Genomic DNA, 22,331 nt, shown 5'->3' with positions numbered 1-22,331 from the left:
ATGTGAAAAAGCCCGGCCTTGCGCCGGGCTTTTTTGTGCCCGCTTTGCGGAACCTGTTCCAAATGGCACCCCTGCGCAAGACACCCTAGCCTGCAGCCTCCCCCACGCCGAGCCGGAGGCACCCCATGGCAGATAACAAAACACGCTCCTTTACAGCTACCCTGCAGATCGCCGAATCACCGGTGAACAGCCTGGACTGCCTGTGCACAGGGCACGTGAGCCTGGTCACACCCACTGAAGTACCGGGTTACGCCATTGAAGGCGCCCACGCGCTCGGCATGCTCAACGGCACGGACGATGATTGGCAGCACGGTCAGGGCTTTGGGTTGATCCCGTTCGACAAAGGCGACGATCAGTGCGCGATGCTGCTGTATTTTCGCTATAGCGACGCAGGTTATCGACTGTATGTGCGCAGCGGGCCTCATTTCGGTAAAGGCATATTCACCACCGCCGAAGGCCTGGTGGCCGCTCAGGCCATCGAGGCGCAAGATCCTAGCCTGTGGACCTTGGTCGATGCGCAAACCGGCGCCCCGTTCGACCTGGCACAACTTGAAGATGACCGGCGAGAAATCCAGATGATCGCCAGCAACGGCCACCCCATGGAAATTCACAACCTCTACCCGGTGGGCGGCTTTCTGGCGTGCTACGCCGCTGCCCAGCAATGCACCCTGAGCCTGTTGATTGCACAACGCGGGGTGGATTGGCTGAACACCTGATGTCGCCTGCATGGGCCTTCACGTATTACCCTGTGCCGCTTCAAAACCCGCGCGCGCACAGGACCCTGCCTTGACCAGAGAGCAACTCGAAACTCATCAAATTCCGGTCTACTTCGCGGCAGTGCTCGCAGCCCTTGCCTTCGGCCTGCTGGCCACCGACACCGCACACCATCTGCAAGCCCTGATCACCCCCGTCATTGCCGTGCTGATGTACGCGATGTTCCTGCAGATCCCCTTCCTCGACCTGCGCCAAGGCCTGGGCAACCGTCGCTTCATCAGTGCACTGCTACTGGCCAACTTCGTCATCATCCCACTGCTGGTCTGGGCAATCACCCGCGGCTTGGTCGCGCACCCGGCCATCCTGATCGGCGCCCTGCTGGTGTTGCTAACCCCCTGCATCGACTACGTGGTGGTGTTCACCCACATCGGCAAAGGCGACTCACGCCAGACCCTCGCCGCCACGCCGCTGCTGCTGTTGATGCAATTGGTCCTGCTGCCGGTGTACCTGGCGTTGATGCTGGGTGACGATAACGCTGTGGCAATTTCCATCACGCCCTTCGTGGAAGCGTTTGCCCTGTTGATTGTGTTGCCGATGATTCTCGCCGTGCTGACCAGCGCCAGCGCCCGCCGCTCCCGCGTGGCATCGAAGTGGAACGACGCCTGGGCGTGGATGCCGGTACCGGCGATGGCATGGGTGCTGGTGGTGGTGATCGGCTCGCAGATTGCCGCCGTGCTGCGCGATTTCGAGCGCTTGCTGCCCGTGATCCCGGTGTACCTCGGCTTCATGCTGCTGGCGCCGGTGATCGGCTTTGCCACCGCGCGGCTGATGCGTTTGCCGGTGGCCGAGGTGAGATCGGTGACGTTCAGCGCTTCGACGCGCAACTCGCTGGTGGTGTTGCCGTTGGCGTTGGCGTTGCCGGACGACCTGCGCGGGTTGGCGGCGGCGGCGGTGATTACCCAAACGCTGGTGGAGTTGGTGAGCGAGTTAATTTATGTGCGCGTCGTGCCCGCATGGGTGCGAGACAGATGAGGCTGTGAAGGTTCAGCAAGCGCTTAACCTTTTGCTTGCACCTGGCCGAACGTATGCTGATAGAATGCGATGAATTCTCATTAACATCTATCGTATCCCGTGCAATCCACCTCATCGGCAAATCATCACCCGCATCAGGCCATCGATCAGCTCTACAGCCACCACCACGGCTGGCTGCAGAACTGGCTGCGCAAGCGCTTGGGCAGTGCCGCCGATGCTGCGGACCTGGCCCAGGACACCTTCGTGCGGCTGCTCAGCAGTGCAACCGGCGAGGCGCTGAACTACACGGCCCCGCGCGCCTATCTGGCCACAATCGCCAATCGCCTGGCCCTCAACTTCTATCGCCGCCGCTCGCTGGAGCAAGCCTACTTGGCCGCGCTGGCGGAAACGCCAGAAGCACTGGCACCGTCGCTGGAAAATCAGGCGCTGGTGCTCGAAGCCCTCGACGAGATCGACCAGGTACTGGCCCTCCTGCCCGCCCCAAGCCGACAGGCGTTCCTGATGGCGCAGCTGGAAGGCTATACCCAAGAAGAGATCGCCAGCCGGCTCAAGCTCAGCGTCCGTACCGTGCAACGCCACCTGGCGCGGGCGTTTGAAGAATGCATCGTGCTCGCCAGTACGCACGATGAGTAATACCCCCATCGACCGGCGCATTGCCCGCGAAGCCGCCAGCTGGTTCGTGCGTTTGCAGAACAGCAGCGCCGGCGCCGCCGAACATGCCGCCGGCGCCGAATGGCGGGCGCGGCACGCTGACCACGAACGCGCTTGGCAACTGGCCGAGCGCTTCAGCAGCCGTGCCCAGCAACTTAGCGGGGAACCCACCCGCACGGCGCTGGAGCGCCCGCGCAGCCTGGAGCGCAGGCAGGCACTCAAGACCCTCGCATTGCTGATTGCCGCCGCCCCGATTGGCCTCGCAGCCTACCGGGGGCTGCCGTGGCGCGAGTGGCAGGCGGACGTGCGCACGGCCACCGGGGAGCAGCGCAGCGTGCCCTTGCCGGATGGCGGGCAGCTACGCCTGAACACCGGCAGCGCCGTCGATATCGCCTACGACGACAGCGTTCGCCGCGTGCGCCTGATCGCCGGCGAGATGCTGGTCGAGCTGCCCCGTGAGCCTGCCAGGCGCCCGTTTATCGTCGATACCGCCGAAGCGCACATCAGCCCGCTCGGCAGCCGCTTGCTGGTGCGTCAGTACCCAGGCAGCACGTTCCTCGCCGCGCTAGAGGGCGCTGTCGAAGTGCGTCCTCGCCTGGCATGGGGTGACGACGGCTTGGTGCGCCTGGCCGCCGGCCAGCAAACCCAGGTCAGCCTCCAGGCTGTACAGCCCCCCATGCCGCTGGCCGAGCAGCGCCTCGACTGGCTCAACCATGTGCTGCGGGTAGAAAAGACGCGCCTGGATGACTTCATCAGCGAGCTTGGGCGCTATCGGCCTGGCTTGCTGCGTTGCGACCCCGCCGTGGCCCGGCTGCTGATCTCCGGCACCTTCCAGCTGCGCGACACCGATCAGATTCTGCGCGCTTTGAGCCAGACGCTGCCGGTGGACATCCACTACCGCACGCCCTACTGGGTCACCGTCACGGCGCGCGCGTATACGTAACAAGAATCATTGTCGTGTTTTGCTCAGGTTGCGTGTCCCTACCGTAAGCACATCACTTTTACAGGGCGGGACGAACACATGGCGACGACGCAGGGCATGCAACCATTGGCGCGGGCAGTACACGCTGCTGCATTGGGCCTGATCATCACAGGTGGCGGCCTGACTGCAGCCGTGTCGCAAGCCACCGAGCACAGCGCGCAGCAGGGCCGGACCTTTCAGGTGCCCGCCGGCAACCTGAGCAGCGCCCTTTCTAATTTCGCCAGCCAAGCCGGTATCACCCTGCCCATCGAACCAGGCCTGGTCGAAGGTTTGCGCAGCCCAGGCCTGAACGCCGCCACCAGTGTGGAAGGCGGCTTGCAGCAACTGCTGCAAGGCACCGGCCTGCAAGCGTCACCGCAGGGCAATGGCCTTTACCTGCTGACACCGCAGGCCGCGGGCACTGGCCTGGAGCTGGGCGCTACCAGCATTACCGGCCAAGGCCTGGCGGCGACCACCGAAAACAGCGGGTCGTACACCACCGGCACGATGCAGACGGCCACCAAGCTGCCCTTGAGCCTGCGCGAAACCCCGCAGGCCGTCAGCGTGGTCACGCGCAAGCGGATGGACGACAAGGCCATGACCACCATCAGCGATGTGGTCAAAAGTGCACCCGGTATCTTCCTCAGCAACTCCGGCGGTGCCGGCCGCCCCTCTTTCAGTGCCCGCGGTTTTGACGTCGACAACATCATGTACGACGGCTTCCCCACCAGCTTCCTGACTTACCTGCCCAGCGGCGAAGCCAACCTGGCCATGTACGACCGGGTCGAGATCGTGCGTGGGGCCACCGGGTTGGCCCAGGGCGCTGGCAACCCCGGGGGTGCCATCAACCTGGTGCGCAAGCGCCCGACCCATGAATTCCAGGGCACCCTCACCGGCAGTGCCGGCAGTTGGGACGATTACACCGGCACGCTGGACATCGGCGGCCCATTGAATGAAACCGGCACCCTGCGCGCCCGTACCGTGGTCTCCAAGCAAGACGCCAAAAGCTTCCGCGACTCGGTGGAGAGTGACCATGACCTGTTCTACGGCGTGGTCGACGCCGACCTGAGCGAAAGCACCACCCTCACCCTCGGCGCCTACCGACAGAAAAACCACACCAACTACATTTGGGGCGGGTTGCCCATGGCCCGTGGCGGCGGCCACCTCGGGCTGCCACGCGACACCTTCCTCGGCCATGACTGGGAATATTCCGACAACCGCACCACCGGCTACTTCGCCACCCTCGAGCAAGGCTTAGCCAACGACTGGACACTGCGCCTGGCGGCCATGCAGACCAAGACCGACACCGACGTGCTGGCCTCCTCGATATGGGAATACGACCGCCACTACCTGTGGACCGAAGCCATGGAGCAGAAGGAAAAAGGCTACGACCTGGCCGTCAGCGGCCCCTTCCAGTTGCTCGGTCAAACCCATGACCTGACCGTTGGCGTCAGCAAGCGCCAGCTGGATTATCGGTCTGGCAAGGCCTGGAGCGATTACATCGACGCCGGCAGCAACCTCTTCGAGTGGAACCCCCGCGGCCATGCCAAGCCGGATTACGTCACGGGCCCCAACGGCCTCCCCGAAACCACCACCCAGGACAGCGTCTACGCCAGCAGCCGCCTGCGTTTGACCGACCCGCTGTCGCTGATTCTGGGTGGCCGTCTCGATTGGTACGAATTCGACGACAGCGAAAGCAGCGAAAACAACTACAAGATCACGCGTAACCTGACCCGCTATGCCGGCCTGGTCTACGACCTGGACACTAACCACTCGGTCTACGTCAGCTACACCGATATCTTCAAGCCGCAGACCAGCAAAGGCCTGGACAGCAAAGTGCTCGACCCTGTGGTGGGCGAAAACTACGAAGTGGGCATCAAGGGCGAGTACTTTGGTGGCGCGCTGAACGCCAGCCTGGCGGTTTTCCAGATCGACCAAAAGAACCGCGCCCAAGAGCTGCCCGACGTCAAAGGGTGCGGGTCAGGCGCCGCCAGTGCTTGCTACGAGGCCGCCGGCCTGGTGCGCAGCAAAGGCATCGACCTCGAAATCCAGGGCGCCCTGACCGACAACTGGCAACTGGCTGCCGGCTACACCTACACCCAGACCAAATATGTCAGCGACGCCAACAAAGCCCGCGAAGGCGAAGACTTCGACCGCGCCAAACCGCGCCAGCTGTTCAAGCTGTCGACGATCTACACCCTGCCCGGCGAACTGCAGCGCTGGCGCGTGGGTGGTGATATCTACCAACAGAGCCGCATCCGCACCTCGGGGGGCGCCGGTTCTACAGCATGGGAAAACCAGCAAGGCTCGTACACCGTGGTGGGGTTGGTGGCAGGCTACAAAGCCAGCGAGCAGTTGGACCTGCAGGTCAACGTCAACAACCTGTTCGACCGCACCTACTACAGCAGCGTGGCCAATGGTGGGTGGAGCCCGTATGACATTTATGGCGACCCACGGAACGTGAAACTGACTGCGCGGTATAGCTTCTAGGAGGCGGCGCTTCGCCATCAGTAGGCGTATTGGACACATCTGGAAAATCTGCAGATGAGCCTCCACGCTGCAAAGTCTGCACAATGATCCTCATAAGCGCAGACAGCGCTCGATGAGTTCAGGGTGGCGAATTCAGTGGCTTGCACCAGCGCGACGTGAAGTCGGGCAGCCTTGCAGGCTGGTCGACGCACGCATCGGTCAGCAATTCACAGACACGCCCTTTGAGCATTTGTATACGTTGCATGCCATAAGGGATTCCCGTACATTCGATATGCGCACAGTAATTGAAACCCCTACGTTCCAAAAAATCGCTGCCAAATTGTGGACTGATGAAGAACGAGTGGCTTTCATTGACTGGATTGCGGTCAATCCCCTATCCGGGGATGTCATTCCGGGTGCAGACGGCGCGCGAAAAGTACGATGGAGCTGCGCAGGATCGGGCAAATCCGGGGGCGCACGCGTGATTTATTTCAACCTGACCGAGGATGAAATTGTGTTATTGGTCACGATTTACGCTAAGGCAGAGCGTGCCAACATCAGCCCCGCTGAAATCAGCAAGGTGGTATGACATGCGTGATATCGATATTGAAAGTGTTGCAAAAGCCATTGAGGCCGACGCAGGCGAGCCGTTGCCTGACCTACGCCAAGCGCTAAACGAAGCCAAGCAGGGGGTGGGACGCGTTACGACACCGGAGCAAATCCTGGTTCGCCAAGCTCGCGAGCGCTGCGGACTAACTCAGGTCTCATTCGCCGAGCGAATTGCCACACCCGTAGCGACTTTGCGCGATTGGGAACAGGGCCGCTTCGTGCCTCCAGGCGGGGTATTGTGCCTGATGCGCTTAATTCTCAAGCACCCTGAACTGACTCAGGAACTTGCGACGCACTAACTTTACTTCTGCGCACTATCGCCGGCCAGACCGCCGGCGATAGCACCCTCCCGCCGGTCACAGAGCATTCATTTCAGCAATATCCCACGCCACCTGATCCGCAGAGTGGTCAAACATCGCCTGCTCCTGCCCATCCAGCGGCAACTCGATCACCCGCACAATCCCCTCCTCCGCCAGCACACACGGCACCCCCATGGCGATGTCGGTTCGCCCATACTCGCCCTCCAGCACCACCACCGCCGGCAAAATGCGATTTCGCCCATTGGCGATGGCATCCACCATCTGCGCAATCGCTACACCCGGCGCATCACAGGCACTGCCCATTTTCTTCAACCCCAAAATCTCACCGCCCCCCTTGCGCGTGCGTTCCACAATCCGCTCTATCTGCTCGCTGGACAGGAAGTGCGACAACGGCACAGACCCCACCTGGCAGTAGCGCATCAACGGCACCATGCTATCGCCATGCCCGCCCAGCACCAGCGCCGTGATATCCCGAGCAGAAAACCCCGTCTCCTCGGCAATGAAGCACTTCATGCGCGCGGTATCCAGCACCCCCGCCTGCCCGAACACCTTGTTACGGCCCTGCCCGCTGAGCGACCAGGCGCGATAAGTCAGCACGTCGACAGGGTTCGAAACCACCAGCACCGTCGCCGCTGGCGCATGGCGTTTGATATCCCGCATGACGCCATCGAGAATCGGCAGGTTGATACTCAGCACATCCTGCCGCGACTGCCCCGGCTTGCGCGGCACACCTGCGGTGATCACCACCAGCTCAGACCCCTCCAGCATTTCAGCCTTGGCCCCGCCGTAAACCCGCGTATCGGACCCAGCCTCGACCGCCGCCTGCCACACATCCAGCGCCTTGCCCTGCGCCAACTCACCCTGCACATCGATCAACGCCAGCTCACGGCAGAACTCATCCCGGGCGATGATCTGAGCCGCCGCCTCGCCCACCATCCCGGCACCCACGATTGATAGCTTGTTCACCTGACACCTCCCAGCGGCGCGTGCCACCAGGAACACGCCTGCGTATAGAGAGAAGTATTGCCTGCTAATGCCCAAAGGCCACCCTGAGGTGGCCAGTGGTCGTTTAAAAGGGGGGACGGTTGGCTTTCAGGCACTACGCCGGTTAATCGGCCGGGCTCTGTTCGCGCTGCGACATCACCTTCCCGCACTGCTCACTGGCCAGGCGGCTGATGATCTGGATCGCTTGATGGATGCCAGCCGTGTTGCGGAAGCTCAGGCGCGGATTGTGTTCGCATTCCAGCATTTCGTCGTGCTGGACCAAGGCTTCGCCGAGCAGTTCTAGGGTCCAGGCGTAGCTTTGAATGGTGGAGAGGCGTTCGTGGTCAGTCATGGGGGGCCTCCTGGGGTTTGGAGGTGGGGTGGGATTGGGTGTTGAGGGGTAGAAACGGTGGGGGTGGCGGCCAGCGAGGGTGGCGGCGGAGAGCGGATGCGAGGATCCTTAAGGGACTTCTGGTGGTCATGCATGAGTTCCTTTCGTTATGGAACTGCCACCGCTCGCGGCCAAGCAAGTTGGGGTGGCAGCAGTACGCGGGTTGGCCGACCGGGACGAAAGGAGCCCGGCACACCCGAAGGTGTCCCGCGCACCACCGCCATAACGCGACATCGCGGGCACAAAAAAAGCGCCTGCGATGAAGACTGGGCGCTAATGCGCCTTTCGATTCCGACCGGCCAAGGTCGCGTCGTCGATGCTTCGACGACTGGGGCAATTTATCCCTGTGAGGGGGCTATTGCAAGGTTCGAGGCTGTGGGAATGTACGCCCTGTGCTGTAGGCATCACAGCGGTCACCAACTTCCTCTCGACGCTACACCTAGCGGTTTCGAAGATTTTCATTTTCCTGCTTGCACAACAGAAAATTGCATGTTCTTGTTGTCCCGTGTCCCAGGACGCGGGACAACAAGAACAGGTTATGGCATGAAAGGTCAAGACATCGGTTTACTACTCAAGCTGGTTTGCCTGCAACGGCATGAATCGAGCGACAGGGCTATGGCGGCCTGGCCGCACGACTGGAAAGACTGGGAGGACCTGGATGACGACCAGTTGCCTGCATACCCGGGCCAGCTACATGTTGAGATGCGTGCGTCCGCCTACACCGCCCGTGCATTGGAGCTTCAAACTGGCATTAGCAAGACACAGATAAACCTCTCTCTGAAGCATTGCATTGAGATCGGCCTGGCCAGAACCGACCGCAAGCTGGGCGTTCCTAGAGCGAACACCAAGGCGCTGTATGAGTTCATCGTCTACGGCCTGAAGTACGTGCTTCCAGCCCGTGCCGGCGAGCTGACACGTGGTATTACAACCGGCTTCGCAGCACCAGTACTGCACAAGACCTTGACCAGCGCCGGTGAACACGTGCCAGTGTGGCCATACGCCCGCGGCAATACCCTGGGTATGAAGGTCGAGCCGCTGTTCAAGACTGCGGCCGATGCAGCTCGAAAGGACCCGGAAATGTACGCCTTGTTGGCGCTGGTCGATGCCATACGGCTGGGACAGCCCCGCGAACGAAACCTTGCAGCTGAACTGCTGCAGGATCGATTGGAGTCGCTATGAGCGTGGCGCACCCAGCTTCCAGTACGTCCCATCGCTTTTCAGCGAAGCAAGCTACGAATCACAATAAAAAGCACTACAAAGCCCACAACCCCTGATGTCACCAACCAGCCCGTCGAGGCCATCGCGTGGAAAAACCCAGGGAAGAGTGGCGTCTTACCAAGCTTCACGAGCACAAGGCAAAGCCATGGCATGAGGATGACGTAAAACAGGGGAACGTAAACGATTGTCTGAAGGACCAGTGTCAGTCCGCCAGCCCAGTCATTCCAGTCGTGTGGTTTGGCCATGGTGTTTTCCTTTTCTTGAATGAGATGAGTGAATCATCCGCTTCCTATTGCATCAACCCCAGTACTTGCGTTTTAGGTACTGAGACAGAACGAGCCAAGCAGAAACAGCAAAGCCCGCGGTAGGCGGGCTTTGCTGAGGGTGTTTCGCAATAGTCATGGACTGCTACCAAATGCTTTACTGGTGACGGAGACAGGCGGACGGTTGTTGGCCGTGAGGGCCCGGTTTTCGCGGGGCTGGAATTTGGTGGATTTTTTGATGTACCTCATAGTGTATCTATAAAAAAATCAGCCATTTATGGCCTTTAGTGGAATCGAATCGAGATTTTGGGACTTTAGTGAGAGCTACTACCACCCTTTTCAAATTCTATAGAACGGCAGAAAACGACCAATAAGCTGCCCCCTCGTTATCTGCGCAGCGCCTCTGCGTTTTTTTCTAAAGCTCAAATTACGCATAAATCCAATCGCAACAACTTCCGTATCGTTGCGATGAGCAATCATCTCTAAGTCTAGAGATTGATCAATCTACTGCATGGTTTCCCAGAGCTTCAGCTTGCAACTAGCTGGGATATCCATCGCGTCTCAGCCATCCCCGTGTGCTACTGGCTTGGGCATAGGATAGAAATCCAATGGTGGGGAGCGCAACGGCTGCCCTCCTAGGGCCTAGCTTTTACCTTCCTGGCACCCCCCATTGAATTTCGGTTTTGCGGTGGGCCCGCCCTCAAAGCAAGGCTACCGAGCCATCCTTCTGGTGCTTAAACGACTGTCCGTAACAGACCCCTGATTGGCATACCACATCCGATGGGCCTTTCTCATGAAGCAACATGATGAGGATGAGAGCCAGTACCCTGCCTGCGTAGGCTGCCCAGGTTAGGGAAGAGAGATATCGCAGGTGGAACCATGACCCTCTGACACCGATGGACGGCATGTGGTGCCGTAAAAAATTTACGGCAGGCCGGGTAAGGCTACGATATGATGCAGGATAATTGTGTGTTGACTCGGAGATTTTAACATGTTGAAAAAATTCGCAGTCAAAGGTTTTAAGGGTTTTCGTGATCTCTTTACTTTTGATTTGACGCAAAAAAATGATTACCAGTTCAATGTAGATGCAGTTGAAAATGGGGTAATTAGAAACAGTATAGTTTATGGGAAAAATGGTTGCGGAAAAACCAACCTAAGTTATGCCTTATTTGACATAGTATATAATCTTGGCGCTAGACAGACAAACACCAGGCAGTATTCAAAAAATTATTTAAACGCAGCCAACTCTGAGCGAAAGTCCTGGTTCAGCTACACATTCAAATTCGGTGACGACGAAGTAACGTATAGCTACGAAAAAGAATCGGCGACAAAAATCCTGAAAGAAACTGTAGTAATCAATGGCAAGACGTGCATCATCGCAGACCGAAGTGGTCCTGTGGAAATAATGATTGACTTGCCTGGCACTGAGACTCTGAACCAAAAGATAGGCGAAATCACTGATCTTGCTGGCACCTCTGTTTCGATTGTCTCTTACATACATTCAAATACAATCCTTCCAGATGCAGGCAACTCGGCAATATTCAAAAAGTTTACCGATTTTGTACATGGAATGTTAATGGTTCGATCAATCGAGGGGAATTTTTATGCTGGATTGGTCGAGTCCGATAAAAGTATATGCGAAGATATTGCTGAGAGAGGAAAGACTGAAGAGTTTGAAGAATTCCTGAACAAGAACGGCATAAAATGTAAGCTTGTCGAAATTTCCGATAATGACGGAAAAAACATTGCGTTCGACTTTGATGGAAGCCTCATCCCATTCGCCGAAATTGCATCTACTGGCACGCGCACATTAGGCCTGTTCTATTTCTGGTTTATACGAATTCAAGAAATTGACCGAATCAGCTTGGTGTGCATAGACGAATTTGACGCATTCTATCATCATGAGTTGTCGATCAATGTAGTAGAGCTACTTAAAAAATCTGGCATCCAAGTTATTTTGACCACTCACAACACTGCCATCATGAGCAATGACATCTTGCGAGCTGATTGTTATTTCGTGATGGATGAAACTCGTATCGTTTCTCTTGCAGATACTACTGACAAGGAAATAAGGCAAGCCCACAATCTTGAAAAAATCTACAAGGCTGGCGGCTTTAGTTTGGCGAATGGCAGAAAATGATTAGTTCAGAGCATATTCTATTTGTCTTCGAAGGTGAGAGAACAGAAAAAGATTTCACACGGAAATTCATTAAATACTATTTTTCCGAACCCCAGGGAAAGGTAGTAACTACTGCATTCTGTGGCGAGATTTACCAACTCCTAGAAAAGATGACGGACGATTTCGGGCTTGGCAGTATCGACTTATTTCCGCTTTTGCAGGAGATCCCTCAAAATAAGTTCCTGCAAAACTTCAAACGAGATCAGTTCTCACAGATTTACTTGTTTTTCGATTATGATCCTCATGCCAGTACCGCGAACGATGACAAGCTGAGAGAGATGTTAGCGTTCTTTGACCAAGAGACTGGTAATGGAAAACTGTTCGTTAGCTATCCTATGGTCGAAGCCACTCGTTGTCTACATGAGGATTGTAGCTACGATTGTTTCGCTAATTTGGCCGTGCCCCTGCAATATGGCCAAGCGTTTAAAGGCTTTTCGTCTGATTACGCTTCCCATACATTCAGGAGAGTTGTGTCATGGTCACGCCAATACTGGGATGAAATTATCATAAGGCATTGTGAAAAGGCCAACTTTATATCCACGGGTCAAACAGGACTACCAGAGAAACCTATTGCTTCACAAAGCATCTTTGAAGGGCAGCTACGCCACATCGGAGGCAGCGGACATATATATGTATTGAGCTCTTTTCCAGTGATGTTTGCCGACTACTTTGGAATGGCTTACATTCGAGGGTTTGCTCGTGGAATAGTCATTGGAAATAATTGCCCTCATCGCACCCTACTTGATAGTTTGGCTTCATAATAGACATGATTCCAGAAAGAAAACTGGTGGGGTTTTCGAGTCAAGCCCAACTCATTGCGACCGATTAACCCACCAATTCAGTTAAGGAAAGCTTGGATACACATGCCTCCAGCGATTAAGCAAATCGGTGAATATCTGACTCAGAATTCTGAAGAAATGGATTTATTGGAGCGAATTCTTTTTTATGATAATGGGTACGAAATTATTGAAAATTACGACGTAGGTCATGGCGTAAAACACATCTAGATGATAAAGGGATTTGCCGATTTTGCGGACTGGCTCATCCCAATACTCTCGGCTTTGCCTTCGACCTTACTGTCTATGTAGTCGGCCAGCGTGGTGTGGTTGCCCTCAATTCGAGCAGCCCCCAAGCTTTCCAACATATGGAACAGCGCCTTGAGCTGAAAGAACACCTGGGGTGGCGTATCTCCCTCCAACCGCAGCCTGCGCAGAAACTCGAGCTCGGCCAGAACGTCAACCAGCGGCGAGTCGAAGGATGGATTCAGCAGCTGAAGGTCGTAGTGAGAAAACTGGGGCATCTGAAAATTATCTCTGTACGAAAAAACATTATCTAGAAAAATTCGGAATTCACCCCAGTAAACGTTGGTCAAAACCCGCTTAACAGATAACCACTATCTAGAAATCCGTGCAACCCTAAGTGAAAAACTGCGCCTCATTAAGTCAAAACACGCAGATCAGCAGACTAATAATCAGGCACAAAAAAAACCGCACAAGGCGGGCTTCTTAGTGGGGCCAATAAGCGAAAAATCGCCACTGGCCAATCTGAATGTGGTGCGGAGCCACCACCATCGTTGGCGTGGGTTTGAGAATTTGGTACCACGCGTTAGCTAGCTAAGTTGCACTTCCACCGTTTTTCTTATGCACTCAAACCGGGTCAGCTTTCTAGTGGATGGCACGGGCTTCGCCCGCTCCCACAGGGTACTGCGGAGTGTCTGCTGGCTATGGTGACCAGGTAGGCCATCTGAGATATCTCTAACCGGTGAAAACACTATCTAAAAAAATTTCGACAAACACCCCGAAAACATTGAGCGAAAGCCAAATGCCAGTCACCCATTATCTTGAAACCCGTGCAACCGGAAGTGAAAAGCAGCTAACCATTCATTCGGCCAAAATGCAGGGCCGAAGGTAGCCTGATGGACCAAAAGCAGATTGAGGAAGAAACAAAAATGCCCGCACAAGGCGGGCATTTTTGGAGGGGCCGAAACCAGGGAAACCTGCATCGTGCCAATAAGATGTGGTGCGGAGACAGGAGTCGAATCCGCTACGACAACATCAGTTAATACGCCATCTATTGCAGTACATAAATTAATTTAGGTACTCAATTAGGTACTCAGCCCTAGCAACCGGGACAAAGCTCACCGAGTCTAAGCAGCCAAGAGGCGCGAGCGCTCAAGCTCTCTGGCTGCGCTGATAGAGCTCTGCGACCCAAGGTGAGTGGTTGTCTCTCTGATAAATCAGACAGAGCTCTTTTCTCGGTCGGGTCACACCGACATAGAATAGACGCCGAGCCTCGCGCATGCCTCGTATCGACTGAGCATCGCGCCTGCTGGGGAAGTCTTGAGCGTTTACACCAAACAAAATGACTGCATCGAACTCGCGACCTTTGGCGCTATGTAGAGTGCTCAAGGTCACTCGACCAGAGCCATCTATCCGACCGGCGAAGACATTAAGAGGTATATCTAAACCCGAGGCTGGATCGGTCCGCGCAATGAGCTCAGTGCATACCTCCCACTCTTGATGGGTGTTTCGGGCAATTTTCTGCCACGGCAATATCAGCTCGTGGTAAAGGCGGACCAGCCAGGTATGTGTGGTTTCGTTTCGGTCAATCCCGCTTCGCAGAAAGCTGATCAGTTGGCAGGTCATAGCCTGCTCTTCATCGACACTAACTCGCCCGCCATACACAATCGCGAGGGCTTGGCCGAGTAGCCGGTGATAGGCAGGCGAGGCATCACGCCAACCTCCGGCCACCCACCGACTACAAGCCTCAACAAACCGGGCAAGGCGGGAGTTTCGCCTCACCAGCGCATTACCATCAGTGCGCAGAATGGCAGTATCTGTACCCTTAAATGCGTTCGCAACCTTGTCGCCGAGCCAGGCCGCGCGATACAGAATCGCAATTTGGTCGGGCTGGAAGCCTCGGCCAATCAGTGAGGGTAAGACTACTTGAGCGATATGAAGAGCCTGCTCATCATAGTCACCCTCGACTGCCCAAAAGCTCAGTTCCCCATCTGGGGCTCCAGCCACTCCGCAATAGTCGCGCTCCTCACCAAGTGCTCCCAGGGAGGCCCTGATGATCTTCGCTCCAGAACGGTAGTTGAAGCGCAAACGGATCGTTTTTACGTCACCGCGTGTAATGAGACTCTCCAACAGCCCTGGGTTGGCGCCGTTAAACCCATAAATGGACTGGTCCGCGTCACCCACTGCAAACAGCCGTATTCCGCTCTCAAAGCACAGCAGGAGAACCAGTTCATGAAGCGCGTGTCCTAAGTCCTGATATTCATCGACGAACAGGATGGGGAAGCGAGCCCTTAGGGCGTCACGAATCCAGATATGACCCTTGATCATCCGGAAAGCGATGAGTGGCATGTCATCAAAGTCGATCAGACCTACACGGCGCAACTCCGCCTCATAAGCCTCGATAAACGAAGCAAGCTCTGGATTCTGTCCATGCCAAGCGGGCAAAGTACGATCAACGTCTCGACGTCGCTTCTCTTCCGCAAACCGCCAACGACCATGCGCATCACCAATGTCGCCAAACAGCGATTTATATGCCGCCTCTACCGCCGTACGGCACTCGGTGCTCGTAGCTACACGGAAGCCGTGAGGCAGCAGATGAGGAATACAGCGGGCGTAAGGAGTAATGATCTGTGTGAGCGCAAAGCTGTGCACTGTGCCGATAAAGCAGCGGTCGCTATTCGCAACACCAAATTTCGCTAAGCGCTCCTCAAGCTCAGTAGCGCACTCATTGTTATAGGTGATGCAGGCTACCCCGCGCGGATCAATGACATCGTCCATGAGCGCACGCGCCATCGCGGTAGTCAGCGTCTTCGTTTTCCCGCTTCCAGGGCCTGCTAGGACCACGCAATGCTCACGCTCATTAGCTGCATCATATTGCTCGCTATTGGGCTTAAGCTCCGCCAGCGCTTGTTCCAATGCGAACCGACTAGACATGGGACGCCAAATACTTAATGGCCGAAGCGATGTATTCGGGGGGAGTCAGCCCCGTCAGTTTGTTCTTGAGTTTTGCACTCAGGCGGCCTTTGCCGATGTCAGAAATCATTGCAAGTAGCTGAGTAGGATCAACGGCTGTACCCGAGCGCCAAGCTTTAATACGCGCCGAGCGGACAGACCCGAATCCCTGCTCGTCTAGAATATCCAGCAGTGCCCCCTGGAGACCAGGTGTGTTTGCCACAGCTACTTCGAAGGTCTGATCGTTCAGAAAGATGCCAGCCAAGGCCCAGCTCTTAGTGAAGCTATCAAAATCAGCTGTCTCACACCACGCGCGATTCTCGGTTGTCAATTTCTTTGCTCCCGGATTCACGGAGCAGTTGGCGTCCCAAATACCTACCGTTCTCGCTTTCCCGAGGGGAGGTTTTGTACCGTCTAGTGGATCCCAATCAGTGACGACCGCGAAAGGCAGACCAAGGCTCCCTGCAAGCTTTACGTAAGGAACGAAATTCACACCTGCAACGTTACAAACCGTGATGCCAAGCTGATCAAGGTTATAGCCCAGCGCCTCCGCAAAACCTGGGAGCAATGCTTCCTCAGCATCGCCCTCAACAAAAATCACACCTCTCGCAAAAAGCATCTCTGATCGCGTAGCGGTAAGGTACCGCTCGATATCATCGAGCTCCTCAGCACTAACCGGAAGCGCAGCAAGGGAGTATGCCCTTGACAGACCAGTAGACGACCGGCGCAGAGTTACGATTGAACGCAGCGGGGCGATCGCGGCCAGAGTCGGAGAATGGCTCGTTACGATCAGCGCTTGCGCACTATCTGGATTCTTGAAGAGCTTATCGAAGACCGCCCTCTGTAACTGGGGATGGAGGTGCGCTTCGGGCTCCTCGATGCAGAGCAATGAATAGTTGCGTTCGTTTTTCTCTCGACGCCAAGCAAACTCGGCAAGCTTCAGCGCTATCAGCGCTACGTTCGCTGAGCCAAGGCTTGCCTCCGAGATACCACGCTTACCGTCGTCGATGAACATTGCGATAGCGCGAATGAGCCGAAGCGGGTCGGCGGGAGCGAAACGTAGCCTTGCATCAAGATCATGCGCGGTGCCGGACAAATGAAGAATGCCACTCCGCAGTGAGTCCTCCAGCGCTTTGACAGAGGGGAAGCTTTCCATTTTCGCTGTCGCTGCCTGTAGGTCACTTGCAACGCTATCCAGATCGGCCCGACTGACGGAGGAAAATGAATCCTCAAGCAAGGGCCGAAGTGGGGAGTGCCGCCAAGACGCGAGCTGGCCTTCTGCATCGCGCAAAGCATCCAGCATATCTATAGCAATACGACGACGTACGCGGCTGTGAATGCTGCGGGTTTCATCCCCCCCACCATAGACAATGAACTCACAATCATCGCTGGACTGAAGTCCGCCGGTAACATCGGCTTTTTTGCGGTAGACATAGCTAAGACGAGCCAGCGCTGGATTAGCCGCCGTGCGGAAGTCTGTGAGCAAAGCGACAAGCATGGGATCGCTATCGAAGTCAGCAAAATCAAGATGAACTTCGACTTGGGGGCTTGCTGACAGATCGCAACCATCCGAAAAATCCGACAATCGCAACTGTCGCATCGAATCAGGAAGGGTAGGATCAAGCACTAGGCGGATGGCAAACAACAGGTTGCTTTTACCGACACGATTCTCGCCGAGCAAAACGATGTTGCCGTCAAGCGGAATGTCTACAGATTCAAAATTACGAAAGTTTCGAATGCTCAGATGCGCCAGACGCATGAATTTCCCTCTCACATGCGGATCGTGAAAATACGATCTACGGGTGTCCGTTTGGGTCACCTTCCAACGATCGAAATGGGATGTGTCGGATGTGACATACGATAGCCATTGGCCTGCATCGTAATACCATCTGCGCTCATCTGTCTGCTTAAATTTTCGCCGGTTTCGTGAGCATGCAGTGAACCAAGCCCCTGGATTTGCACACGCTCATCCTCGAATCGGAGGGAAACAAGTCTACCAAGGGGCGGCCAAACGCTGCTGTCGGCAATAGTCCAGGTCTGCCTCTCTTCAGGGCGTTTTGACAGTCAGATCGAAGCCGGCCCGCTTTGACGCGTAGAAAAATGGATGCATAGTAGCCCCTGGCCGAGATTGACGGTGTAGAGGATTCTTTACATCCTCGCCCCAGTACCATTCCTCTGACAGAGAATCTAAGCGTGGCCGTGAAAGGACTGAAGACAGAGCAACGAGATACTAACCTTTATAGAATCATGGACTTCGCTAAGGTAGTGCAGATTTTTGAAAAAAAAGAGTTGTACTTTGCCAATCCAACCGTCTGGGATGATCCTTGGGAGGCACGTTTAAAACACCATAAAAATGACTCACTATTTGCGCAGTGCTGGGGAGAGCTTGGGGTCTCTGATGCAATGTGGCGAATTTATTCGCAGAACGGAATGGGAGTGCGGATATCCACCACCGCCAGCAGACTTAGAAAAGCGCTTAATGCCGCCACATCGACTACCAATCTACGCCACCGACTGGAACCAGTCACTTACCTCCCACAGAAAAGAATCAATAGTGAAGCAAAAAAAATCAAAGCCAGTTTAGATGACAAATTTGACATACGTCGGGCCGTAGATATGCTTTACTATAAAAGGGATGCCTTTGAACATGAGCACGAATGGCGGGCGACCATTTTTATCTCGGATGCTGAGAAGACAAATGGGAAGTTAGGAGTGACAATTCCGATCGACCCTCACTCACTCATCAAAAACATTTTGCTAGACCCTAGAGCACCCAAGGAACTAGTCAATGCATTCCAATATTACTTCGAGTCAAAACTTGAATTTAAAGGCGGCGTGAAACCTTCAGTCCTTTACAAAGTCCCGTCACTATTGGAAGTCAACTCTATAAGAGCGGAAGACCTATAGGCCTTCTCGCTTCAGACGTATTGAATAACCGTTAGAGCTCGTTTACCTGTCAGCGACGAGCATGAGTCGGCAAGTACACTAAATACTTGCCGCCCTAAAGTTATAGCTAATGTCGGAAGCTCAGGGATTACCGGCCATCTTACGAGCATAGTAGCGATCACTGAGATCCTTCTTCGGATCTGCTTTGGCCCAAACCATCGGCTTATCACAACTCATGCAGGTCAACATCTGCTTGTCGCTGCTTAAAGAATAGAGCTTCGTGGTGGAACCTTCTCCGATCTTCAAACCGGCATCTGTCACCTCAAACCCTGGAAGCTCATAGCTAAGGCGATCCATTGTTTCGTACTTGAAAGACCAAACTCTGATCTGCTTGCTGCGCCAAACGCCCATAACAGTCAACGGATCATACTTAGTAGCCCGCTGTAAAACCCAGTCGCCTTCGAACGCTGCCAGCTTCCGAGCTTCCATATCCCGACGCCCCTTCTCCAACGCCTCCTTTTGCATCTTCTCCAGCTCAGCATTCAACGCCTCTTCTCTTTTGCGGGCTTGTTCCTTGAGTAGCTGATCTACGTCATACGGCCCTTTCGGATCATAATTCCAGACAAGACCATCCGCCCTCAAACCGAGCACCTTACAGTTGAGGCAGTCCAAACTTCGCTCATCAACATTACGCTTCATCACCAATCGTAACGAGCTATTTTTATCATCAAGGATGAGCTTCCCATCCTTTTGCGAAACGCTGAGCTTACCCACCGGTTTAATACCAGATGCGACAATATCTGCGAAAATCTCTGCCTCATCACCATGGATATTCAGCACCATTGCGCCTTTTGAGATTTGCTCATGATATCTATAAGCCCCAGTGAAATCCTCGCCATCGCATCCAGTAATGACGGCACCGGCAACAGCTACTGAAGCAAATTTAAACAGCGTACGCATAACATTCTTCCATTGTGTAATTGTCGTCTAAAGGCGATGCGTCACAGAGCGATATCACTTTAACATCACCCATCTAGGTGATGAGGCTCCATGTGGTTGAGTTGCGCGACAAAGAGCTCGACGCGAAATTCGTCGAGCCGCAACAGCATCGGCATACGGTACAAGCGAAGGACGTTACCCTCTCTGGCGATGAGCACGGATCGCGCAATAGAAGCTGACCACCTCATGGCTGGAAACAAACAGCTCACGATCACCAGCTCGTCTAGATTGGCGCGCATCATTGATTGCGCCCCCTCCGCTCCAGCCATTCAGCCAGAACCCACAGCGCAACCCCCACCACCCACAACACGACGATGACCCAGAGTGGTGCCGGCCAGTGAGAGCCCACACAGAAGCCTGCACTTGCAAGCCCAAGACACAACAAAACCGTTCTCATACGGAGCTTCTCCTACATGGTGAGTGGCCACGCTAATCGATGATTTCGTGTGTCATCGTCCCTCCAACAAAAATCGCCAACTCCCAGTATGGGGATTGGCCACAGTATGCTGATGGGATTTGAGTGACAGTCAGCGGCGTTGTTACACCTCCACTATGACTGCCGGTAGAATCTCAGTGGTTTTTAGAAGATTCCCAGAGAACGCGTAGATCAAGCTCAGGTGCTAGCGACGCCCCCGTTGGGTAATCTCATAACTCGGATAAAGGTCCCTGAGGGATTCGTAACGTTTTTTCTGGGTATGACTCAGCCCCCGCGAATCCAAATGCGAGGTGTGCTGCTGATTACCGAAGGCGTGATGATGGTGGGTCGTGCTGGCGTGCCTCACCGTTGGTGACGTCATCGCCAGCACCAGAACGGTCGGTGCCGCCCCTCTTACCCGAAATTTCCTATGAACCTCAGCCAATCGTGAGCGATATCACGAGCTGCCCTGGCGCTGAGGGTTGGAGGCTGAACGCAGCCATTGAGCTATGGTGGTTGGGATTTTCTAAGCCATCTTAGCTGCGACAGCTTCCTTAAATTTCGCCATAACGATTTGGAGGCTGTTCATCTGATCGTTCAGCATTGCCTGCCTTGCTTCCAGAATGTAAATTCTAAGTGGCATTGTCAATTCAATATCATAAATACTTGGAACAGAAGAGACTTCTACAGGTCGCAATAGCAAATCACCCCTAGTCACTTGATCCACCAGATAAATAAGTCGTTCCTTACAGCCAACCAGACCAAACGCCAAATACATCCCCTTTGAAACCCCAAGAACACTAATTCTTCTACCGCTATCTTCATCGGGGAGAAAACTAGCAAGTTGGATTTGCTTTCCACGCCGATAAACTATCCCACCCCACGATCTCTTACTCATGAATCCAGGCATGTTACTAGCAAAAGGATTTTCAATAAATCCATTTTCATTGATAAGAATTTTGCGCATGTTATTGAACCAAGTCCGCGAGTAGTCGAGTCAGCATAAGGATACAGCCCTCGCCTCACAACCGAACTCCTGACAGTTACTCGGTGGTGACACCTGATACCCTGGGATACCATGGCTGCCTTCCAAAAAGGACAGCAGGTTCATGAGCGAGAAACCAGATCAGGAAGATACCCTCACCTCAGGCGTCGTGCGCAGTTTCATGCCTGAGAAGGGGTTTGGCTTCATCCAAGGAGATGATGGACGCAGCTATTTCGTCCACATCAAAAACGTAGAGGGAGGAGAGCTGTTCGATGGGCAGTCAGTAGCATTTGAAGGGCAGCCGGGTCCGAAAGGATACAGAGCAGTGAAGGTCAAACCAGGGGAGCGCCCACCGCCTCCAGGCTACGCCTACGAGTCTCCGAATCATTTCATATGGACAAGAGATTCGAAGGCACGTGGTTTCGACACCATTTTCACTTTTGGGAGTGGTTGGGCTGAATCAAACAATCCTAATGAGGCACGGGCTCTACTAGAGAGAGCAAGCATGGAACGCGGAGGTAACGCCGTCTTGAATGTACACCTCGAAAAGTACAGTCGCAGTGATGGCTGCTCCAACTATCACTACACCGTGCACCGTTTCACAGGAGACTACGCGAATGTCCAAAAAATCGTGACCACCACGGATCAGAACTGGATAGCAAACTGCGCTCAGTGGGAGCGGGATGTCTTAGCTCGCATCGAAAATGAAAACGCCCAGCCCGCAGGTTGGGATACCGGCGTAACCAGCCTGGTACCACCCGGAGCATTCAAACACGGAGCTATTCTGCTCCTGAGCTGGACGGCCACATTGATGAAAATCCTGGGCTTCGCCATTGTGGCCTTAGCTAAGCAAATGCGTCGCTAGCAGGATCGAATGCCTCACTCGGCTTAGCGTGACCGCCAAGCTAGCTTGAAACCGCCACTGTCAACGCTCCCCTACAGTCTCTGCTCCACACGCCGCGACCAAGTAGTTTCCCCGGCAAGTCACGACGCTGTGTGCCCGCTATGTAACGCAACCGAAGGTTGCTTCACATAGCGGGCACACAAGGCAGGTCTGATTTCGCGCAACAAATACAACGCAGCGCAGTTGCGTTGTTTGCCCTCCCCCATTTTCGTAAGCTGATCCGGCACCAAAACCGCCTTCGCCCGGCAGACTCGCCACCCGTGTGATTCACGGGGCGCGGCATTGGCAATGGGCCTAACCTGCGTCATCGCGGGCAGATACCCATAGGTCGCAACTGCGTCATCGCATGCGTGACCAAACTGAAACCGGCCCCACATCGG

At 54.9% G+C, this 22,331-nt stretch carries 20 protein-coding genes and 1 pseudogene; 12 read left to right on the top strand and 9 right to left on the bottom strand.

Going from position 1 to position 22,331, the window contains the following annotated elements; genetic code table 11:
- The first annotated feature begins 125 nt into the window (after positions 1-125).
- The 5 genes from HU764_RS01575 (at position 126) to HU764_RS01555 (ending at position 5,848) form a co-directional block, all read left to right on the top strand.
- The gene (locus tag HU764_RS01575; RefSeq protein WP_186683153.1) at positions 126-716 is read left to right on the top strand and encodes a hypothetical protein; all 591 of its coding nucleotides are present in this window, start codon (positions 126-128) and stop codon (positions 714-716) included.
- Positions 717-786: 70 nt separating this feature from the next.
- The gene (locus HU764_RS01570; RefSeq protein ID WP_186703602.1) at positions 787-1,746 is read left to right on the top strand and encodes an arsenic resistance protein; all 960 of its coding nucleotides are present in this window, start codon (positions 787-789) and stop codon (positions 1,744-1,746) included.
- A gap of 99 nt (positions 1,747-1,845) precedes the next feature.
- Complete coding sequence (locus HU764_RS01565) at positions 1,846-2,379, top strand: sigma-70 family RNA polymerase sigma factor (RefSeq protein WP_186703601.1); 534 nt, start codon at positions 1,846-1,848, stop codon at positions 2,377-2,379.
- Complete coding sequence (locus HU764_RS01560; protein ID WP_186703600.1) at positions 2,372-3,340, top strand: FecR domain-containing protein; 969 nt, start codon at positions 2,372-2,374, stop codon at positions 3,338-3,340. The genes HU764_RS01565 and HU764_RS01560 overlap by 8 nt, the downstream gene beginning before the upstream one ends.
- 78 nt (positions 3,341-3,418) lie before the next feature.
- Positions 3,419-5,848, top strand: a complete 2,430-nt coding sequence (locus tag HU764_RS01555; protein WP_225935604.1) for a TonB-dependent siderophore receptor — start codon at positions 3,419-3,421, stop codon at positions 5,846-5,848.
- A gap of 118 nt (positions 5,849-5,966) precedes the next feature.
- Here the strand turns inward: HU764_RS01555 and HU764_RS27820 are convergent, their stop codons facing one another.
- Entirely contained in the window at positions 5,967-6,092 is a 126-nt protein-coding gene (locus HU764_RS27820; RefSeq protein ID WP_264083904.1) for a hypothetical protein, read from the bottom strand.
- Between the two features lie 27 nt (positions 6,093-6,119).
- On the opposite strand from HU764_RS27820, the gene HU764_RS01550 reads away from it, so the two are divergent.
- Positions 6,120-6,416, top strand: a complete 297-nt coding sequence (locus HU764_RS01550; RefSeq protein ID WP_186703599.1) for a type II toxin-antitoxin system RelE/ParE family toxin — start codon at positions 6,120-6,122, stop codon at positions 6,414-6,416.
- Position 6,417: 1 nt separating this feature from the next.
- The gene (locus tag HU764_RS01545) at positions 6,418-6,735 is read left to right on the top strand and encodes a helix-turn-helix domain-containing protein (RefSeq protein ID WP_186683146.1); all 318 of its coding nucleotides are present in this window, start codon (positions 6,418-6,420) and stop codon (positions 6,733-6,735) included.
- A gap of 57 nt (positions 6,736-6,792) precedes the next feature.
- Here the strand turns inward: HU764_RS01545 and HU764_RS01540 are convergent, their stop codons facing one another.
- Positions 6,793-7,722: a malate dehydrogenase gene (locus HU764_RS01540; protein WP_186703598.1), complete on the bottom strand. Its 930-nt coding sequence runs from the start codon at positions 7,720-7,722 to the stop codon at positions 6,793-6,795.
- 142 nt (positions 7,723-7,864) lie between these two features.
- Entirely contained in the window at positions 7,865-8,092 is a 228-nt protein-coding gene (locus HU764_RS01535) for a hypothetical protein (protein WP_186703597.1), read from the bottom strand.
- Between the two features lie 582 nt (positions 8,093-8,674).
- On the opposite strand from HU764_RS01535, the gene HU764_RS01530 reads away from it, so the two are divergent.
- A complete protein-coding gene (locus tag HU764_RS01530; RefSeq protein WP_027594544.1) occupies positions 8,675-9,310 on the top strand; it encodes a hypothetical protein in 636 nt (211 codons plus the stop codon).
- 38 nt (positions 9,311-9,348) lie between these two features.
- Here HU764_RS01530 and HU764_RS01525 read toward each other — a convergent pair whose 3' ends face one another.
- Positions 9,349-9,594, bottom strand: coding sequence for a hypothetical protein (locus HU764_RS01525; protein WP_186704161.1), 246 nt, complete (start codon positions 9,592-9,594; stop codon positions 9,349-9,351).
- A 1,009-nt stretch (positions 9,595-10,603) separates the two neighbouring features.
- Here HU764_RS01525 and HU764_RS01520 point away from each other — a divergent pair.
- Both HU764_RS01520 and HU764_RS01515 read left to right on the top strand, forming a co-directional pair.
- Positions 10,604-11,752 carry an AAA family ATPase gene (locus HU764_RS01520; RefSeq protein WP_186704162.1) on the top strand — a complete coding sequence of 383 codons (1,149 nt, stop codon included), beginning with the start codon at positions 10,604-10,606 and terminating at the stop codon, positions 11,750-11,752.
- Positions 11,749-12,552 (top strand): hypothetical protein, encoded by an 804-nt coding sequence (locus HU764_RS01515; protein ID WP_186704163.1) that lies wholly within the window; start codon positions 11,749-11,751, stop codon positions 12,550-12,552. Before HU764_RS01520 ends, HU764_RS01515 begins: the two co-directional genes overlap by 4 nt.
- Before the next feature lie 293 nt (positions 12,553-12,845).
- Here the strand turns inward: HU764_RS01515 and HU764_RS01510 are convergent.
- From HU764_RS01510 to HU764_RS01500, 3 genes and pseudogenes are all read right to left on the bottom strand, one after another.
- A pseudogene (locus HU764_RS01510) lies at positions 12,846-13,091 on the bottom strand (Fic family protein); the annotation flags it as partial.
- Positions 13,092-13,962: 871 nt separating this feature from the next.
- Positions 13,963-15,726: an ATP-dependent helicase gene (locus tag HU764_RS01505; RefSeq protein WP_225935603.1), complete on the bottom strand. Its 1,764-nt coding sequence runs from the start codon at positions 15,724-15,726 to the stop codon at positions 13,963-13,965.
- 10 nt (positions 15,727-15,736) lie between these two features.
- Complete coding sequence (locus HU764_RS01500; RefSeq protein WP_186704165.1) at positions 15,737-17,521, bottom strand: ATP-dependent nuclease; 1,785 nt, start codon at positions 17,519-17,521, stop codon at positions 15,737-15,739.
- 434 nt (positions 17,522-17,955) lie between these two features.
- On the opposite strand from HU764_RS01500, the gene HU764_RS01495 reads away from it, so the two are divergent.
- Complete coding sequence (locus HU764_RS01495) at positions 17,956-18,669, top strand: DUF2971 domain-containing protein (RefSeq protein WP_186704166.1); 714 nt, start codon at positions 17,956-17,958, stop codon at positions 18,667-18,669.
- 120 nt (positions 18,670-18,789) lie between these two features.
- Here HU764_RS01495 and HU764_RS01490 read toward each other — a convergent pair whose 3' ends face one another.
- A complete protein-coding gene (locus tag HU764_RS01490) occupies positions 18,790-19,608 on the bottom strand; it encodes a hypothetical protein (RefSeq protein ID WP_186704167.1) in 819 nt (272 codons plus the stop codon).
- Positions 19,609-20,588: 980 nt separating this feature from the next.
- Positions 20,589-21,029, bottom strand: a complete 441-nt coding sequence (locus HU764_RS01485) for a hypothetical protein (protein WP_186704168.1) — start codon at positions 21,027-21,029, stop codon at positions 20,589-20,591.
- A 142-nt stretch (positions 21,030-21,171) separates the two neighbouring features.
- Between HU764_RS01485 and HU764_RS01480 the strand changes: the two genes are divergently transcribed.
- Entirely contained in the window at positions 21,172-21,912 is a 741-nt protein-coding gene (locus tag HU764_RS01480) for a cold shock domain-containing protein (protein ID WP_186704169.1), read from the top strand.
- Positions 21,913-22,331 lie beyond the last annotated feature (419 nt).

This window comes from Pseudomonas kermanshahensis (assembly GCF_014269205.2).
GTDB lineage: Bacteria > Pseudomonadota > Gammaproteobacteria > Pseudomonadales > Pseudomonadaceae > Aquipseudomonas > Aquipseudomonas kermanshahensis.
The sequence above is the reverse complement of the archived record's forward strand: the minus strand, read 5'-3'. Positions and strand labels throughout refer to the sequence as shown.

What these genes read in the sequence shown, in the direction of transcription:
- HU764_RS01575 (WP_186683153.1), top strand. Translation starts at nt 126, where the DNA reads ATGGCAGATAACAAAACACGCTCCTTTACAGCTACCCTGCAGATCGCC.
- HU764_RS01560 (WP_186703600.1), top strand. Translation starts at nt 2,372, where the DNA reads ATGAGTAATACCCCCATCGACCGGCGCATTGCCCGCGAAGCCGCCAGC.
- HU764_RS01555 (WP_225935604.1), top strand. Translation starts at nt 3,419, where the DNA reads ATGGCGACGACGCAGGGCATGCAACCATTGGCGCGGGCAGTACACGCT.
- HU764_RS27820 (WP_264083904.1), bottom strand. Translation starts at nt 6,092, where the DNA reads ATGCAACGTATACAAATGCTCAAAGGGCGTGTCTGTGAATTGCTGACC.
- HU764_RS01550 (WP_186703599.1), top strand. Translation starts at nt 6,120, where the DNA reads ATGCGCACAGTAATTGAAACCCCTACGTTCCAAAAAATCGCTGCCAAA.
- HU764_RS01545 (WP_186683146.1), top strand. Translation starts at nt 6,418, where the DNA reads ATGCGTGATATCGATATTGAAAGTGTTGCAAAAGCCATTGAGGCCGAC.
- HU764_RS01535 (WP_186703597.1), bottom strand. Translation starts at nt 8,092, where the DNA reads ATGACTGACCACGAACGCCTCTCCACCATTCAAAGCTACGCCTGGACC.
- HU764_RS01530 (WP_027594544.1), top strand. Translation starts at nt 8,675, where the DNA reads ATGAAAGGTCAAGACATCGGTTTACTACTCAAGCTGGTTTGCCTGCAA.
- HU764_RS01525 (WP_186704161.1), bottom strand. Translation starts at nt 9,594, where the DNA reads ATGGCCAAACCACACGACTGGAATGACTGGGCTGGCGGACTGACACTG.
- HU764_RS01520 (WP_186704162.1), top strand. Translation starts at nt 10,604, where the DNA reads ATGTTGAAAAAATTCGCAGTCAAAGGTTTTAAGGGTTTTCGTGATCTC.
- HU764_RS01515 (WP_186704163.1), top strand. Translation starts at nt 11,749, where the DNA reads ATGATTAGTTCAGAGCATATTCTATTTGTCTTCGAAGGTGAGAGAACA.
- HU764_RS01500 (WP_186704165.1), bottom strand. Translation starts at nt 17,521, where the DNA reads ATGCGTCTGGCGCATCTGAGCATTCGAAACTTTCGTAATTTTGAATCT.
- HU764_RS01490 (WP_186704167.1), bottom strand. Translation starts at nt 19,608, where the DNA reads ATGCGTACGCTGTTTAAATTTGCTTCAGTAGCTGTTGCCGGTGCCGTC.
- HU764_RS01485 (WP_186704168.1), bottom strand. Translation starts at nt 21,029, where the DNA reads ATGCGCAAAATTCTTATCAATGAAAATGGATTTATTGAAAATCCTTTT.
- HU764_RS01480 (WP_186704169.1), top strand. Translation starts at nt 21,172, where the DNA reads ATGAGCGAGAAACCAGATCAGGAAGATACCCTCACCTCAGGCGTCGTG.